This window comes from Paenibacillus sp. FSL R5-0519, assembly GCF_037974275.1.
Taxonomy (GTDB): Bacteria; Bacillota; Bacilli; order Paenibacillales; family Paenibacillaceae; genus Paenibacillus.
The window spans coordinates 1,228,641-1,245,474 of record NZ_CP150234.1 but is presented as its reverse complement, the minus strand read 5'-3'; the positions used below and the strand labels follow the sequence as shown (position 1 = coordinate 1,245,474).

Sequence of the window (16,834 nt, the reverse complement as noted above, 5' to 3'; positions counted from 1 at the left end):
TAATCCGCATATTTTCACGGATATGCTTTATTTTTTTGTTACACTGTAAAGCGTGACAACGTTTCTTTCAATTCCGTGGACACATTCTCCAGCTTACCAGACAGATTTACCAGCTGGTTACTGATATTTTGCTGTTCACTGCTCAAGGAAGCTACTTCTTGGGACGTTGCAGAAGATTCTTCAGCTACAGCGCTAACATTGCTCATGGCTTCAGACAACGTAGCTTGAGATTGGTTTAATTCTCCAATGGAACCTGTCACCATGCCCAGACGCTCCACAAATGCCCCCATCTGTTCCTGCACGGAAGCAAAGATGACGTTGGTATCTTTAACCGCATCCATCTGTTCCTTAAATAACGGATAGGCTTCAGACAAAGCATCCACGGTCTCGTTCATTTCGGTCATGATTTTGTCTGTGATCTCGCCAACCATCTCAATGGATTGTCTGGATTGAGCTGCAAGCTGTCGAACCTCATCAGCCACCACCATGAATCCGCGTCCGGCTGCACCCGCACGTGCTGCTTCAATGGTTGCATTCAGGGAAAGAATATTCGTCTGTTTTGTGATATTTTGCAGCACTTCAAGCACTTTAAGAACAGAGGATGTACTCTCTTTCAACGAATCAACCTTATTCACCAGTGCACCAATCATTTCTTCTGTCTTCTGGGTTTTGGTCATCAACTGATTCAGATGTTGTGTTCCTGTCTGACTGGACTTCTCTACATGACGAGCAGAATCACCCATCTGTTCATTCGCAGCGATTACACTCTGCATCTGACGAGAGATATTGTCCGTTAATTCATTGCCACGTTCCGCTTCAGTTGCCAAACTGCCTGCACCACCTGCGATCTCTTCTGTGGCTACGGCAATCTCCGAAGCGGATACAGCCGTTTTCTTGGATGCACTACTCAGCTCAGAAGCCGTATCCAATACTTCCTGTGCAGAACGATTGGTTTGTTCAACCAGCTTCGTGATCTGCTCCATCATCAGATTAAAGGCGGTAGAGAGCTGACCGATTTCATCTTGTGAGCTGTACGGTGTACGAACTTTAAGATTACCTTTAGCACCTTCCTGCATCAGGTCTTTCAGTTTGCCGAGTGGACGAGCGATCATACGCACCATCCAGACCCCGATTAATACTGCAATCCCCGCATCAACCAGCGCCATCCACAAAGTCAGGGTCAGAATGCCTTTTGCATCCTGAACCAATACAGAGGTAGGTATCATACCAACCAGTTTCCAATTGGATGTATCCATCGTACTGTATACAGCAAGCATTTCCGTGGATTTGCCATCTACAAGATACTTCGTATTCGTGCTACCTGCTGGTTCGGTCAACTCTTTGACAAATGCCAGCTCTGTATCTTGTCCCGTACGATCCGAAATGGAGGATGCGACCACTTTATTATCCGGAGCAATCAGTTGAAGAACAGCTCCTGGCCCCAGATCAAGCGATTTCAATTGTTCCTCCAAAACTTCCAGCTTCAGCTCAATAACCAGAACATACGACTGAGTAGTCCCCTGCAAGTTTTTCATCGAACGTGCAATTTTGAACGTTGGCGTTGAGCCATCTTCCTTGACCTCGGTTGGAAGCCAGCGATAACCGCCCGACTCAATCAACTCAGTGTACCATGCTTCCTGACGAATACCGCCCATGGATGAACTGTTGTTGCCCGTACCCATAACGGACTTTGTATCGTCTGTAGGCACCAAATAAATCGCTTCCATAGATTTATTTGTAAATGCAACATTGGACAGTTGCTTGTTGATTGAACTTGAGTTCACAAATGTATCATACGCAGTCAGATTCTTATCTGACATCTTTTGCAGCAAGGACTGCATTTCCGGATCAAAGAAAATTTGTGTGGATGTATCCACAAATCTCTCCAAAATAATGTCCATTTTTTGTTTGGTCTGATCAATGGTCTCCTGATTGGCACGTGAAGCATTTTTCTCTATCGTACCCTTGGCTTTTGAATAGGATAATAGACCCAAACTCACTACAAAAATCATGATCCCCGCAAAAAAGATCAAGAACAGTTTAACCCCTACGGATTTAACCGGATTTGCCTTTCTAATTTGTTTAAAAGAAGCTCCCCCAAAGTTTTTCCAATCCCGGTTTTTGAATTGTTTCTTTACCCAATCGGTCTTGATCCAGCCCAGCTTCAGTTTACTACGGTCAAGCTTAAGTAATTTTTTCCCATCCCCTGTAATTTTACTTTTACCTACTTTTTCTTTCTTCACTTTCTGAACCTGCTCAGGATTAACCTGCTCATCTTTTGTCACTTGCTCTCCACTGTCTTTCTGCTTCTTTTGAACCAATCCCATTCACCTGCCAGTTATTTACTTGTTAGATTTTTGTGTCTCTCCCCTATAATTATGTAGTATTCGACAGCTTTCTTCGTTCACCTTTCATTTCCCAGAAATTTTTTACAACTTTATTCCTATTTTTCTATAAAAAAAAGACCCCCATATGCCGATAACGGAGGTCCTTCCTGTTGATTTCATAACACTATTTTGTTAAATCATAATACTATATTGGCACATTGTAGGTATTTGAGCCTACTTCTTTTTTCTCATCATGTCAAAATACGAAACCGGCTGATCCACTTTCATTTTAACCAGCTGTAAAGGGTGACGAGCAGCATCTAGAACATTGCCTTCTTCATCCTGTATTTCGCCGACCACCTGTTTGAAAAAGTGACCTCCCGGACCAAAAAATTCGATTTCCTGTCCTGGTTTGAAATGATTGCGCTGTTGAATGGTTGCCATTCCTGTTTCGGCATCATACCCCATAACCAATCCAGCGAAGTCAAAAGGTACGGCTTTTTCTTCCGGTTCATAGATATGATCTTCATGGTCTGGTGTATCATAGAAAAACCCGGTATTCAGCGGGCGATTCGCCGCTTTGTTCATTTCTTCAACCCATTCAGGTTTCAGAACATAATTCTCCGGGTCTGCCATATAGGCATCGATGGCTTGACGATATACGTTAACCACGGTGGCCACGTAGTGAATCGATTTCATACGTCCTTCGATCTTGAAACTGTCCACACCCACATCAATCAACTCGGGAATATGGCCAATCATGCACAGATCCTTTGATCCCATGGAGAATGAATTATCCTGTTCCTGGAACAGGGGAAGCTGGTTCTCACCCAGTTTGAATGGTGCAGGTGTCTTCATCTGCATGTCCTCTTCGCTAACCCACACTGCATCTTCTCTCGCATCCTCAAACAAATCATACTTCCAGCGGCAAGACTGGCAGCAACCGCCCCGATTGGAGTCCCGATCCGTAAAATGGTTGGAGAGCACACAACGTCCGGAATACGAGGAACACATTGCCCCGTGAATAAAGGCTTCAATTTCAATATCCACATTTGCCTTGATCTCTTCAATCTCTTCGAAACTGGTCTCACGTCCGAGAACAACCCGTGGAAGTCCTTCATCTTTCCAGAACTTCACAGCCTGCCAGTTGAGTGTGGATTGTTGCGTACTCAGATGTACCTCAAGACCTGGCACAGCACGCAGGGCTACTTCAATAATAGCCGGATCAGCTACGATGATCGCAGAGATTCCAGCATTATAGAGATTTTGCAGGTATGTTTCAATACCCTCAATATCCTCATTATGTGCATAGATGTTCGTCGCTACGAACACTTTGGCTCCATACTTTTTGGCAAACTCCACACCTTCACGCATCTCTTCAAAGCTGAAGTTGTCCGCGTTGGAACGCAGTCCATAGGCCTGTCCACCGATATATACGGCATCTGCACCGTAATGGATTGCAAATTTCAGTTTTTCCAGATTACCCGCTGGAGCTAGCAGCTCCGGTTTGTCCAGACGGTTACGTTTACCCGAAAACTTCCGCTGTACCGCCACTGTTTCCATTCTGTTCACCTCGTCTATTAATACACTTGTTCTTTATAGAAAAATCCAAACGACAATTCACGTTCAGGATCCTGTAACTCCCGTACCTCATCGAGCCACTCTTCGGAGAACGCATATGCGTCAGCATCGGCAACATAACTGTCAATCGCTGTCCGATATGCACGTACAACAGCTTCATTGTAGGCTAGTGATTTTAGGATACCTTCAATTTTGAAACTGTGTACACCCGCCTCCATCAACAGATGAAGGTCTTCGAGGATGCATATATCCTCCGAACTCATAATATGTGTGCCGTTAATGTCTTCATAGATCGGGAATTTCTCATCCCGGCGTTCAGCCTCGATCAGGAACAATCCACGTTCTTTACCCAAGTGTCCCTCGACTGGCCGTCCTTGATGAGCCATATAACTTTGCACCAGGCTACGCTTGGAGTGATATATATTCGTCATGCCATGTACCTGAACCTGAGCTTCTACCTTGAGAAAAGGAACCATCTCCGTCAACTCGTCCATATTCAACTCACGGGCAAGCACAACGCGACTCGCTCCCTTGGTCCCCCAATAGTTAGCTGTTGCATAGTTCGTCGAAGTCATCTCCGCATTCCAATGCAGCTTCACATGTGGAGCATATTCCTTCAGGGTAGCCAGCACGGATGGATCATTAAATTCCACACCGTCAATACCGATTCTGCCAAGTGATTGAACATATTCGGGCAATTCTTTCAACAGCTCGTTGGACATCAGATTCGTCATGGATACATACACCCGCGCCTGATGTTTGGCTGCAATGGCAACCACCTCTGCTGTCTCCTCCACGCTGAAGCTGCCTGGAAGACGCATACCGAATCGATCATCTCCAATGACCAGAGCATCTGCTCCAGCCTGGAGCAGCACTTCTGCCTCTTTCACATTCGCTGCTGTAACGAGCAGTTCATGTTTCTTACTCATATAATCCCCTCCGCTTATTGCGCAGCCTTACTTTTGGCTATATTTTGCTGGTGTTCCTTATACGTTTTGGCAAATAGATGTCCAGACGAGCCGTCCTTTTTTGTCACATAGAACAGATACTCCGATGCTTCCGGATTTAGTGCTGCTTCAATGGACGGAAGACTTGGACTGGCAATTGGACCAGGCGGCAGGCCTTTATTCAGATACGTATTATAAGGACTTTTCACCTTCAGATCCTTGTAATACAATCGCTCCTTTGGCCTGTCGAGCAGATATTGCACGGTAGCATCAATTTCCAGCTTCATATCCTGATTGATCCGATTGTAGATTACCCCTGCAACCAGTGCACGTTCCTCATCCACTACAACTTCTTTCTCCACCAGTGATGCAATGGTCAGCAGCTCGTGCAGGGAAAGTTTCTTCTCTTGAAGCTTGGCTTCCAAATCCGGGATAGAATTGATCTTGGTCTGGAATTCTTCCAGCATACGTTGCATCACATCATGCGTGGAACTTCCCTTTTTCAGCTCGTAGGTCTCCGGGAAGAGATACCCTTCCAATACGTAGCGAAGTTCTTCATCCACTGGGATATCTTTGAGGATATCTACATCGAAGGCCGAAGGATCATTGGCCAGCTTGATGAATTCATCCCGATCGAGAACATGCTCATAAGAAAGCTTGCCCGCCATTTGCAGAACATTATAACCCTCTGGAATCGTGAATTTCACCATTTCCTCCGGTACCACTTCACCACTACTCAGCTTGCTAACAATCTCATCATATGTCACGCCAGGATTCATAGAATATGTACCCGCCATGAAATTAGATCCTAGTTTTTTCCACTTTAAATACCCTTTAAAGGTTAACCCGCTTCGAATTAGGCCTTCTTCTTGAAGCTGATCCGCGATTTTTGAAGTTCCCGATCCGCTCTTAATCTCGAATACGACCGGTTCTGTAGAAGCTTCCACAGGACGCATCATACTCCATACGTAACCGCCTGCGCCTCCGGCAAGAACTACAATGATAAGCAGTATGACTACTATTGCTTTCCCTTTCAAAAAAGAAACAACTCCTTTACACAACCAAAAAGAGCGGACTTCTCCGCCCTCCCGGTTTCTTCAATTTGAAGCTGATTAATCTTCGTCAATGGGGAGTGTACATTCATCATACAGTTCCGAGATGTTCTCCCACTCATCATCATCGTCGATCGTAACTAACTCTGGCATGATCTGGTCTTCACTTCCAGGTGATACCCGCAGAAGTTCAACCTCGTCATAAGGTCGCAACGAACTGCGGAGCACCGCATATTGCTGACCGTTCACTTCGAACTCAGCCAACAAGTCATACGGTTGTGATTTACCGTTCTCTTCCTCGAGCTCAACATGAGCACCGAATGCCAGACGCAGTGAATCTGTCCATTTCAGGTCTTTGCGGCTATATTCCGTCATTTAGTTCGCTTCCTCTTCATCATCTTCAGCAAGAAATGTATTAAACGTCTCCTCGACGATATCCCACTCGGCATCATCTTGGATAACGAAAAGTTTGATATCGTCGCCCTCTTCTTCATAACGGAATGCATATACATCCGTTTCGCCATCTTCAGGTTCAACCGGAGCAACCATCATATACTTGGCCTCCGAACCGTCTACTTCAAACTTCATGATGACTTCGAATTCCTCTTCATTACCCTCGTCATCCGCAATGTAAATGATTTCCGCTTCTTCTTCCATACCCAGTTGATCTTCAGCCATTGTTGATCCCCCTCACCTTCTACTATTGGCATCCAAATAATTTTGCAAAATCAAGCTTGCGGCCATTTTGTCCACAACTTGCTTGCGTTTTTTCCGACTGACATCCGCTTCGATCAGCGTACGTTCTGCTGCCATGGTTGTCAGCCGTTCATCCCAAAGGTGAACAGGTAAATTCAGTTCATCCCGCAGGCGATCGGCAAAAGCAATGCATATCTCACCGCGCGGTCCTACGGTGCCGTTCATGTTTTTGGGAAGTCCCACTACGATCTCACTAATCTCATGCTCACGCACAAGTTCGGCAATTCGAGCGAACTCGCCTTCATCACGGCGGCGTTCAAGTACTTCCAATCCCTGGGCAGTCCAACCGAAGGCGTCACTCGCGGCAACTCCGATTCTTCGGTCCCCATAGTCCAAACCTAATATTTTCATCCATGCTCTCCCATCCTGAGGCCTGCTCAGGTCGATTCAACATCGCCTTCTCAAGCTTCAGGCTGTATTCTGTCGGTTCATTTCCCGCTGCTTGCATGGCTGCAACACAGCGGAAGCGGCGTACATTACCGGTGATTGGCCAGATAGGAACGTACAAGCTCTTCAATCAGCTCATCGCGCTCCTTTTTACGGACCAGACTACGTGCGTTGTTGTGACGAGGAATGTATGCCGGGTCTCCGGAAATCAGATACCCAACAATCTGGTTGATCGGATTATACTCCTTATCGACCAATGCATCATATACCGTGAGAAGAATCTCTTTGGATGATGCTTCCTGTTCGTCACCTTTCACATTAAATTTAACCGTCTTATCCATGGAGTCCATTGATGACACCTCGCTCCTGCATGAACATGGGGACCATGTCCTGCCGAATTGATTTCTGTTTATATAATAACATATTCTGACTGCCACAAGTAAACAAAGGATAAGGCAATTGTGTTTTTTGCTTGTCCTTTACTGGCTTCAGCATACTGCATCATTGGATTTCAGTCTTTTTCAGGTACAAAATACAAATGAACAGAACCATTTCGATTTATATTTTGACGATGATAAGCTGCTCAATGGATTATGCAGTATGCCCGCTAACCAATGAAACCGCCAGTTTCAGCGCTTCATCCAGCTTGCTAGCATCCTTGCCTCCGGCTTGCGCCATATCTGGACGTCCACCGCCACCGCCGCCGCATACTGCTGCGACTTCTTTGACGATTTTACCTGCGTGCAATCCTTGTTTTACTTGTTCAGCAGGTACCGCTACAACAAAATTCACTTTACCATCCGCCGGAGCACCCAATACGAGTACTGCATTAGGCAATTTTACTTTCAGTTCATCTGCCACTGTACGCAGTGCATCCATGTTCGGAGCATCTACGCGTGCTGCCAGCAATTGAGTATTTCCTGCTTGTACCACTTGATCGGTCAGTTGACCAGCTTCCATGGCACTCAGCTTGCTTTGCAGGGATTCCGTCTCTCTTGCTGCTTCTTTCAGTTGCAGGTTCAGACCTTCAATCCGTTTAGGTACATCAGCCACATTTGCTTTGAGCAGTGCTGCTGATTGCTTGAGCAGTTCCAACTGGCTTTCCACATACAGATATGCGCCACGTCCAGTTACAGCTTCGATCCGACGAACGCCGGAGCCGATTCCGCTCTCGCTTACCAATTTGAAGATTCCAATCTCTGAAGTATTATTTACGTGACAGCCGCCACAAAGTTCCAAACTGTAGTCTCCGACTTGAACAACACGTACAATATCTCCATATTTTTCGCCAAACAGGGCCATTGCACCCATTTCTTTCGCTTCATCAATAGCTTTCAGCTCGATGTTTACGTTGAGACGATTCCAGATCTGTTCATTCACCTGACGCTCAATCTCAGTCAACTCTTCCGGCGTGATGCTGCCGAAGTGAGAGAAGTCAAAGCGCAGACGCTGTGGCTCTACGAGCGACCCTGCCTGGTTTACGTGTGTGCCGAGCACATCTTTGAGTGCCTTGTGCAGCAAGTGGGTTGCTGTATGATTTTTGATAATGTCGCCACGTTTGGCTGCATCCACTTCAGCGTTAATCACATCACCTACACGCAGTTCACCGGACTCCACCGTTACCAGATGTACATGTTGTCCGAGTGGAGCTTTGAACAGGCCTTGTACTTTCGCTGTTACACCAGCACCGCGCAGCAAGCCCTGATCACTCACTTGACCGCCACTTTCCGCGTAGAACGGAGTCTTGTCCAGAACAACCTGACACGTCTGTCCTTCGCCTACAGATTCAACAAGGGCATCACCAGCTACGATGGCTACCACTTTTGCTTCCGTCAACAGGTCAGTATAACCAACAAACTCGCTTTTAACCTCCAGCTCAGCAAGTGGTCCGCCTTGAACTTTCATGCTCTCACTCTCTTGACGCCCAGCACGTCCAAGCTCACGTTGCTTCTGCATGGAAGCATCAAAACCTTCACGGTCCACAGTCAGACCATGCTCTGCAGCATAATCTTCTGTCAGGTCAAACGGGAAACCGTACGTATCATACAGTTTGAAAGCTTCAGGTCCGCTAATAACCGTGCGTCCTTCGGATTTGGCAGTACCGCTGATATCAGCCAGAATCGCCAGACCATCTGTTAATGTTTCGTGGAAGCGCTCTTCCTCGGTTTTGATTACTTTGGCGATGAATTCCTGTTTGTCGACTACCTCAGGGTAGTACATGCCCATCACTTCACCAACCGTTGTAGTCAGTTCATACAGGAATGGACGGTCGAGTCCAAGCACTTTTCCATAACGAACCGCACGACGGAGCAGGCGGCGGATGACATATCCACGTCCTTCATTACTTGGCAGCACGCCATCACCTACTGCAAAGGCAACGGTACGGATATGATCGGCAATGACTTTCAGTGCAACATCAATTTCGACACTGTCGTTATATTTCACACCCGCAAGAGCGGCTGTTCTTTGAATCATCGGTTGGAACAGGTCTGTGTCAAAGTTGGAATCCACATTTTGCAAAATGGAAGCAAAACGCTCCAAACCTGCACCTGTATCAATGTTTTTGTTAGGAAGCGGTGTGTAGCTGCCGTCCTTGTTATGGTTGAACTGGGAGAATACCAGATTCCATACTTCCAGATAACGTTCGTTTTCCCCGCCTGGATACATCTCGGGATCACTCATGTCGTTACCGTAAGCTTCACCGCGGTCATAGAAGATCTCGGTACAAGGTCCACATGGGCCTTCGCCGATATCCCAGAAGTTTTCATCCAATTTAATGATACGCTCAGCAGGCAGTCCCACTTTTTCGTTCCACAGTTTGAATGCTTCCTCATCTTCCGGATATACCGTTACGGACAGGCGCTCCGGATCGAAACCGATCCACTCTTTGCTTGTCAGGAACTCCCATGCCCATGTTACGGTCTCTTCCTTGAAGTAATCTCCAATAGAGAAGTTACCGAGCATCTCGAAGAACGTATGGTGACGACGCGTTTTGCCGACATTCTCGATATCATTGGTACGGATACACTTCTGGGAGTTCGCAAGACGCGGGTTCTCCGGCTTCTCACGTCCGTCAAAATAAGGCTTGAGCGGTGCCATACCTGCATTGATCCACAAAAGGGAAGGATCGTTGTGAGGCACGAGCGATGCGCTCGGCTCGATTTTGTGACCTTTACTTGCAAAAAATTCTATCCATTTGGACCGGATTTCACTGGCTTTCATACTGGATGCCCCCATTAAATTATAATAGTCCGTTGCGTGTTCGCTCCGGTTGGTCAACATTATTTTTTGTAAAAATAAACACAAAAAACGCCCCTGAATAATCAGGGACGATGTTATCGCGGTACCACCCTGGTTATTGCTGTTTATCCCTTGCTGCGTAGATAAACAAACAATCTCCTCGTTCATGCGAAATAACGGTCGCTCCCGGCAGGGTTGTCCTGCACTCCGAAATTAGCTTTCTGCCGCTTCATCTTTCAAGACTCTTCCAGCCATCAGTTCAGGATCACCCCGATCTGAAGAAGTCTATTCTCTGAGGAAAGGAACCCTCGGCGTACTTTATTTCATCATCGATTTCATGTTCTAAACATACACACTCATTATATCGGTAGCATAAGCGGGTGTCAACGCAGGCTAGATGTTGTTGTAACCCTATTTATCAGTCGATCCTACGTTTGATGTAATAGGCGAAAAAGTGTTGCACAATCACCTTTAGTACGGCAAAAACGGGTACTGCCAGAATTAAACCTACAATGCCTGCCAGTTCGCCTCCGACGAGCAGTGCAAATATAATGGACAGTGGGTGCAAATGCAACGTACGTCCCACAACCTGAGGAGAGATAACGTTACTCTCCAACACTTGGCACAGGGTGTTCACAATGACCACAAGCAGCACCATTTTAAAAGATACGGTTGATGCCATGACCACAGCAGGAGCAGCACCAAGGAACGGCCCCAAGTAAGGCACAATATTAAACACAGCTACAATGCTTGCAAGCAGCAGGGCATATGGCATATCAATGACGATATAACCAATGTAGGCAAAGATGCCAACAATAACACAGACAATAAACTGGCCCCGAATGTAGTTCCCCAGTGCAGTATCAATTTCTTTCATCACGGAGACAATCGCTTTACGGCGTGAACGCGGGAGATATGCCACAATAGTGCGCTCAAACACCTCAAAGTCTTTTAACATATAAAATATCAGAAATGGCACGATGAATACATTGAATAACACATTAATGGTCGCCCCGATATTGTCCATAAGCACGGTAATGCCCTGAGTTAGTCGATCCTCCATCTGAAAGAACCAACTGTTCATGCCTGTTCGCACACTTGGCGGCATTAATTTGTGATCCATATTGTTCATCAGGCTCTGGGCACGCATGGACAGCTCCGGCATATGCTCGTTGAGTTCCTCCAGCTGTTCAATCAATACCGGAATCACATTCATCAGAATGACACCGATGCAGGTCAGGAAAAAGGCATATATGAGCAGTACCGCAATCGTACGCGGCACCTTGCGCCCTCCCAGCATGCTGACAATCGGATTAAGTACATAGGATATGATAAGAGCTACGATAAAGGGTGCCAGCACTGTTTTCAGGAATGCATATATATGAAGCAGTAAAGGCCGCAGCAACCAAATAAAATATAGAATAATTAATCCGAGCAGCAGCCAGATCGCATAACGGAACAGCTTGTTTTTGGTTAATTGCTCCACTTGTATCTCTCCTTTTGGACTGGCTCTGAGAGTCAGTATATGTAGGAAAGGTAAAATTTATTAACACAGCGCAGAAGTGGAAGGAGCAATTCGAACATTTTTTCTTAAACCCAAAAAAACGCCTCCTTCATCAGAGAAGGAAGCGCATTTTGCAGTAAAGGGTAGCATATAATCATACATGTGCAACCCGAACCATTATGTAACCACATCTATATACATGTGCCAACATATAACGACAGCATCCCATGACATACATTGTCATGAAACCGCATATAGAGGAAGTTATCCTGCTTATTAAGAAGAAGCGTGTAGATGAGGGAAGTCTTGTGGCAGCTCGTCCCCGAAAAACAGATCATCCAGGGAGCTCAGCGTACCGTCTTCTTCCACTTGATATACAGACATTTTCTCACCGTTCACCGTTAATTCGATAAAGCATCCCCAGCAATAAAACTGGTGGGAACCAATTTTCCCGATATCTTTGGAACTACAGTTTGGACATTTCATATTCATTCACCTATCCATTAACAGAATGAATGGCATTTTCCAAGCGCTGTTCACTCAGAGACGGCACCATAATGGCACTTTCCCCGATAGACATATCGCTTGTACATGGCAGCCATTTGCGGCCCTCGATCAGATCGGACACAAAACCGTCCGTAATTTCAATCCCTATTATTGTATTTCCCAACTCTTGGTCAAAATAAACATCGGAGACACGCCCAAGCAGCAAACCTTCTTCGGTGAGCACGGACATCTCCTTCAATTTAGACCGACCGAGGAGGTACGTGTATTTTATGTCGTCGGCTCCCGTCTTGCGGACAGCCTGTTGATTACGGATCATGACGGCATCTTCGCCGTAGGCAACGATATCTTGCCACTGCACGATTTTGACATGATTGGTAAACAGGCCTTTGTTCTCAAGTTCAATGCCTTCAATCTGCCAATCATCATTCACAATGAAATCCTGGATTTTACCGACCTGCTTCCCGTCCTCCACATCAAAAACGGCAAGTCCGATCATTTCCTGAAGCTTCATCGCTGGGTCCCCCTCATCTTCTTATCATTAAATAGGCGCGGCGCTATTGCTAGGTATGCCCAAAGTTGATGAGTGGCAATCAGACGCCGATCATCAAAACCGCTTCTATCCAACCGATGAAATGGAACTTCTTCCCTCCTTCTGTTCCATGTGTAAAGTTCCCCTTAGGGTCTATTACGCAGTCGTCCAAGAATGGTTCCAATTTTTTCGGCGGTTATCATGATTTCTTCCGTAGTATTACCCAATCCCCAGCTAAAACGAATCGCAGAATGTAAAAATGTTTCAGGCAGTTTCATCGCTTTGAGCACATGAGAGACTTCAAGTGAACCGGAAGTGCAGGCCGAACCGCTTGCAACAGCAATCCCTTCCATATCCAAATTCATTAACATCGTCTCTGTGGACACTTCCGGAAAGCTGATATTCAGGATGTTCGGCAGCATATGCTCCGCGTGTCCATTCACATGAAAGTGCTCCGTCCCCACATGGATTTCAAGCTGTTCCAACAAAAGTTTGCGCAATTCCAAATCATGCTGACGATGCGTCTCCTTTTGAGCTGATGAAATCTTGAGAGCCTCTGCAAATCCGGTAATACCTGCGATATTTTCCGTACCAGCGCGCCGCTGACGTTCTTGCAACCCACCGTGGGCTCTTGCTTCCAACAAGATTCCTCGCCGTACATAGAGTACACCGACACCCTGAGGCCCATTGATTTTATGCGCCGAGAAGCTAATCAGGTCCACAGGAAGTTCCTTACAGGAAATATCCTGGCTGCCCAGAGCCTGAACTGCATCAGTATGGAACAGAATATTGTGTTTACGTGCAAGCTCCCCGACCTCACGGATCGGCTGAATGGTGCCCACTTCATTGTTGGCAAACATCATGGTAATCAGAACCGTATCCGGCCGGATGGCCTCTTGCAATTCATCCAGATTTATTCGACCGTGACGATCAACAGATAGATAGGTTACTTCATAACCTTGCCGCTCCAATTCCTGACACGTATGCAAAACAGCATGGTGCTCAATTGCGGTCGTAATGACATGTTTCCCCTGATCTTGCCTTGCTGAGACTGCTCCGAAAATCGCCAAATTGTCGCTCTCCGTGCCACCTCCGGTAAACACCAATTCGTCCGGGAAACAGTCTAAAGACGCCGCAATGACATCCCTTGCTCCGCTAACAGTCCGTTTGGCTTCACGCCCAAAGGCATGGATACTTGATGCATTGCCAAATTGTCCTGTCATGACGTTCATCATCGCTTCTGCGACTTGTGGATGCATAGGTGTCGATGCGGCGTGATCCAAATAAATTCGTTTCATTTATTTCCACCCCGTTATATGTTAAATTTCTATCTCATGGCGTACTGTCAAATTGGAAATTGAAATGGATGCTCTATTGTCGCATCTTCGTGTATAATGTTCTATATCCATTTCAAAAAGGAGAGAGAGACATGAGTGATCCCATTCTCGGGCAGATTCTGAATCAACTTCAACAAATGGACAAACGATTCGACAGCATCGACGTACGTCTTGATAAGATGGAAGACAGACTAATTACCATGGAAAGTAGATTAGACACCATGGATGGTAGATTGGATACCATGGATAGCAGATTGGATACGATGGATGGCAGATTGGACACCATAGATGAACAAACCAAGAACATCCCACTTCTTCAACAAACTGTTCTGGAAACATTGACCGTTACGAAACGGCTTGACGCTTCCCACTCCGCCTTTGAACGCAAAGTAACTACCGAATTGAATACCCATCAGCACAGCATTGATATTTTGAATCGCCGTCAGTTACGCATGGAAGCTGATATAGAAACTTTAAAAAGTCGCTGATTCACAAGATATCCGGTTAAGCTCACACTTCACCAACTTGTAAATCCGCGGCTGAATACATAGTCCTTACTTCCTTGAAGTGATCTGTAGAAATTGAAAACAAAGTACCCATTGGTGCGTGTTCAAAGAGTCTGCTGTTCAATACCGAGAAAATCAGACTTTTTGAAATATCTCTATTGGCATGTCTAAAGCCCCCTAGTTGGGGGCTTTAGTATGTCTTCTGCGATGCGAATGATGACCCTAAATATAAAACATGTAGCTATCTTTTTTCTCTTGATCCTGGAATGTAATCAGGTCTTTCAGTGTTGTGGAATCCAACACTTCCGCAATACCGTCACGGATACGCAACCATAGATCACGCTTCGCCGGATCATCTTCCTCTGTGAAGTCTACGGGAGAGATTGGCCCTTCCAGTACACGGATGACATCACCTGCAGTTACGGTTGCAGGATCACCTGCAAGGATATAACCACCGTATGCACCTCTAATGCTCTTCACCAGTCCTGCATTACGTAGTGGAGCAATCAGTTGCTCCAGGTAATGCTCCGAAAGCTGGTTGCGCTCGGCAATGCTCTTAAGTGATGTAGGGCCTTCGCCTGTTCTGGCAGCAAGCTCCATCATGATTGTGAGGCCGTAACGGCCTTTTGTCGATATTTTCAAAGGAGTCACCTCTTTCAATTTTCAGTAACGATTGGAAACTTTATATTGTATCCTGTAGTCCATGACCGTTTGTTTCACGATCTGTCCACAGCAGAGATTCATAGAACTCATTTTTAACTTTCTAATTCTCCGTATTCCGATCATAACCCTCAGCTAATGTTAACATATCTGCATGCTTTATGGAAAAGAAAGATTGACGATATTCCAAAATGTGCGTCTGTGGTGGACACTATCCAAAATTGGCCGGGTGTATCGTATCTTGGGTCCGGTTATGCTAGAATAAGAAACGAAACACATTTATATATAGAAATGGTGATAACGATGTCCAAAACAATTGAAAATACACGGGTCGTCGTTGGCATGTCCGGAGGTGTCGATTCTTCCGTTACCGCGTTGCTGCTGAAAGAGCAAGGTTACGATGTCATCGGCATTTTCATGAAAAACTGGGATGACACCGACGAGTTCGGCCACTGTACCGCTGAAGAAGATTCAGAGGATGTACGCCGCGTATGTGAACAGATCGGCATTCCTTACTACACTGTCAACTTCGAGAAAGAATATTTTGATAAAGTATTTACCTATTTCCTTGATGAATATAAGTCGGGTCGCACACCAAATCCGGATGTCATGTGTAATCGTGAGATCAAATTTGGTGAATTCCTGAACAAAGCTCTGGATCTCGGCGCAGATTATGTAGCTACAGGACACTATGCTCGTCTGATTGAAGAAGACGGCACATTCAAACTGCTGCGTGGTGTGGACAACAATAAGGACCAGACGTATTTCCTTAACGCACTCAATCAGAACCAGTTGTCCAAAGCCATGTTCCCTATTGGTCACTTGCCCAAACCGGAAGTACGCAAAATCGCAGAAGCGGCTGGCTTGTATACTGCCAAGAAAAAAGACAGCACAGGTGTCTGCTTCATCGGTGAGCGTAATTTCAAAGAGTTCCTGAGTAACTATCTGCCTGCCAAAGGTGGAGACATGGTTGATATCGTGACCGGTGAAGTCAAAGGCCGCCATGATGGTCTAATGTACTACACACTTGGACAGCGCCAAGGTCTTGGCATTGGTGGTTCGGGTAATGGTGAGCCCTGGTTCGTTGCAGACAAGAATCTGGAGAAAAATCAACTGCTTGTTGTTCAGGGAGATGCCCATGCAAGCCTGTACTCCACTGGTCTAACCGCAACGGGTGTGAACTGGATTGCTGGTACAGAGCACATGCCTAATGTTCCATACCGTTGTACTGCCAAATTCCGCTATCGTCAGCCGGATCAAGGTGTTACACTGACCTGGCAGGAAGATGGAAGTGTGGACGTGCAATTTGATCAGCAGCAAAAAGCCATTACGCCAGGACAAGCCGTTGTTTTCTACGACGGAGAAAACTGTCTGGGTGGGGGTACGATCGATCAGGTGCAAAAGGTACCTGTACCCGCAATGCAATAATAGAGCTTGTCCATAAAATGCGGATTATACACAATACCGTGTATCCCTATTAAAAAAGCCGTCTTTCATGTAT

16 protein-coding genes are annotated in these 16,834 nt (G+C 46.0%); 2 read left to right on the top strand and 14 right to left on the bottom strand.

The features are described 5' to 3' along the window. Positions 1–38 precede the first annotated feature (38 nt). The 13 genes from MKY73_RS05480 to MKY73_RS05420 form a co-directional block, all read right to left on the bottom strand. A complete protein-coding gene (locus MKY73_RS05480; RefSeq protein WP_339306072.1) occupies positions 39–2,327 on the bottom strand; it encodes a methyl-accepting chemotaxis protein in 2,289 nt (762 codons plus the stop codon). A gap of 234 nt (positions 2,328–2,561) precedes the next feature. After that, the gene (locus tag MKY73_RS05475) at positions 2,562–3,890 is read right to left on the bottom strand and encodes a U32 family peptidase (RefSeq protein ID WP_339306070.1); all 1,329 of its coding nucleotides are present in this window, start codon (positions 3,888–3,890) and stop codon (positions 2,562–2,564) included. Positions 3,891–3,907: 17 nt separating this feature from the next. Continuing rightward, positions 3,908–4,837 carry a peptidase U32 family protein gene (locus MKY73_RS05470; RefSeq protein WP_339306068.1) on the bottom strand — a complete coding sequence of 310 codons (930 nt, stop codon included), beginning with the start codon at positions 4,835–4,837 and terminating at the stop codon, positions 3,908–3,910. 14 nt (positions 4,838–4,851) lie between these two features. After that, complete coding sequence (mltG, locus tag MKY73_RS05465; RefSeq protein WP_339306066.1) at positions 4,852–5,892, bottom strand: endolytic transglycosylase MltG; 1,041 nt, start codon at positions 5,890–5,892, stop codon at positions 4,852–4,854. A gap of 75 nt (positions 5,893–5,967) precedes the next feature. Beyond that, the gene (locus MKY73_RS05460) at positions 5,968–6,282 is read right to left on the bottom strand and encodes a DUF1292 domain-containing protein (protein WP_047844066.1); all 315 of its coding nucleotides are present in this window, start codon (positions 6,280–6,282) and stop codon (positions 5,968–5,970) included. Further along, a complete protein-coding gene (locus MKY73_RS05455) occupies positions 6,283–6,585 on the bottom strand; it encodes a DUF1292 domain-containing protein (protein ID WP_278298550.1) in 303 nt (100 codons plus the stop codon). Between the two features lie 12 nt (positions 6,586–6,597). Further along, a complete protein-coding gene (ruvX, locus tag MKY73_RS05450; protein WP_036616953.1) occupies positions 6,598–7,014 on the bottom strand; it encodes a Holliday junction resolvase RuvX in 417 nt (138 codons plus the stop codon). Positions 7,015–7,139: 125 nt separating this feature from the next. Further along, positions 7,140–7,400, bottom strand: coding sequence for an IreB family regulatory phosphoprotein (locus tag MKY73_RS05445; RefSeq protein WP_036616950.1), 261 nt, complete (start codon positions 7,398–7,400; stop codon positions 7,140–7,142). A 241-nt stretch (positions 7,401–7,641) separates the two neighbouring features. Further along, positions 7,642–10,272 (bottom strand): alanine--tRNA ligase, encoded by a 2,631-nt coding sequence (alaS, locus tag MKY73_RS05440; protein ID WP_339306064.1) that lies wholly within the window; start codon positions 10,270–10,272, stop codon positions 7,642–7,644. Between the two features lie 436 nt (positions 10,273–10,708). Beyond that, on the bottom strand, positions 10,709–11,776 hold the full coding sequence (locus MKY73_RS05435) for an AI-2E family transporter (RefSeq protein WP_253440170.1): 1,068 nt from the start codon (positions 11,774–11,776) through the stop codon (positions 10,709–10,711). Between the two features lie 294 nt (positions 11,777–12,070). Next, positions 12,071–12,280, bottom strand: coding sequence for a hypothetical protein (locus MKY73_RS05430; RefSeq protein WP_017686815.1), 210 nt, complete (start codon positions 12,278–12,280; stop codon positions 12,071–12,073). Between the two features lie 10 nt (positions 12,281–12,290). Further along, on the bottom strand, positions 12,291–12,812 hold the full coding sequence (locus MKY73_RS05425) for a PRC-barrel domain-containing protein (RefSeq protein WP_339236963.1): 522 nt from the start codon (positions 12,810–12,812) through the stop codon (positions 12,291–12,293). 164 nt (positions 12,813–12,976) lie between these two features. Beyond that, positions 12,977–14,128, bottom strand: a complete 1,152-nt coding sequence (locus MKY73_RS05420) for a cysteine desulfurase family protein (protein ID WP_339306062.1) — start codon at positions 14,126–14,128, stop codon at positions 12,977–12,979. A 131-nt stretch (positions 14,129–14,259) separates the two neighbouring features. On the opposite strand from MKY73_RS05420, the gene MKY73_RS05415 reads away from it, so the two are divergent. Beyond that, positions 14,260–14,655 (top strand): hypothetical protein, encoded by a 396-nt coding sequence (locus MKY73_RS05415; RefSeq protein ID WP_339306061.1) that lies wholly within the window; start codon positions 14,260–14,262, stop codon positions 14,653–14,655. A gap of 240 nt (positions 14,656–14,895) precedes the next feature. Here MKY73_RS05415 and MKY73_RS05410 read toward each other — a convergent pair whose 3' ends face one another. Further along, on the bottom strand, positions 14,896–15,315 hold the full coding sequence (locus MKY73_RS05410) for an Rrf2 family transcriptional regulator (protein ID WP_062835876.1): 420 nt from the start codon (positions 15,313–15,315) through the stop codon (positions 14,896–14,898). A 321-nt stretch (positions 15,316–15,636) separates the two neighbouring features. On the opposite strand from MKY73_RS05410, the gene mnmA reads away from it, so the two are divergent. Beyond that, entirely contained in the window at positions 15,637–16,761 is a 1,125-nt protein-coding gene (gene mnmA / locus MKY73_RS05405) for a tRNA 2-thiouridine(34) synthase MnmA (RefSeq protein WP_339306059.1), read from the top strand. The last annotated feature ends 73 nt before the right edge of the window (positions 16,762–16,834 follow it).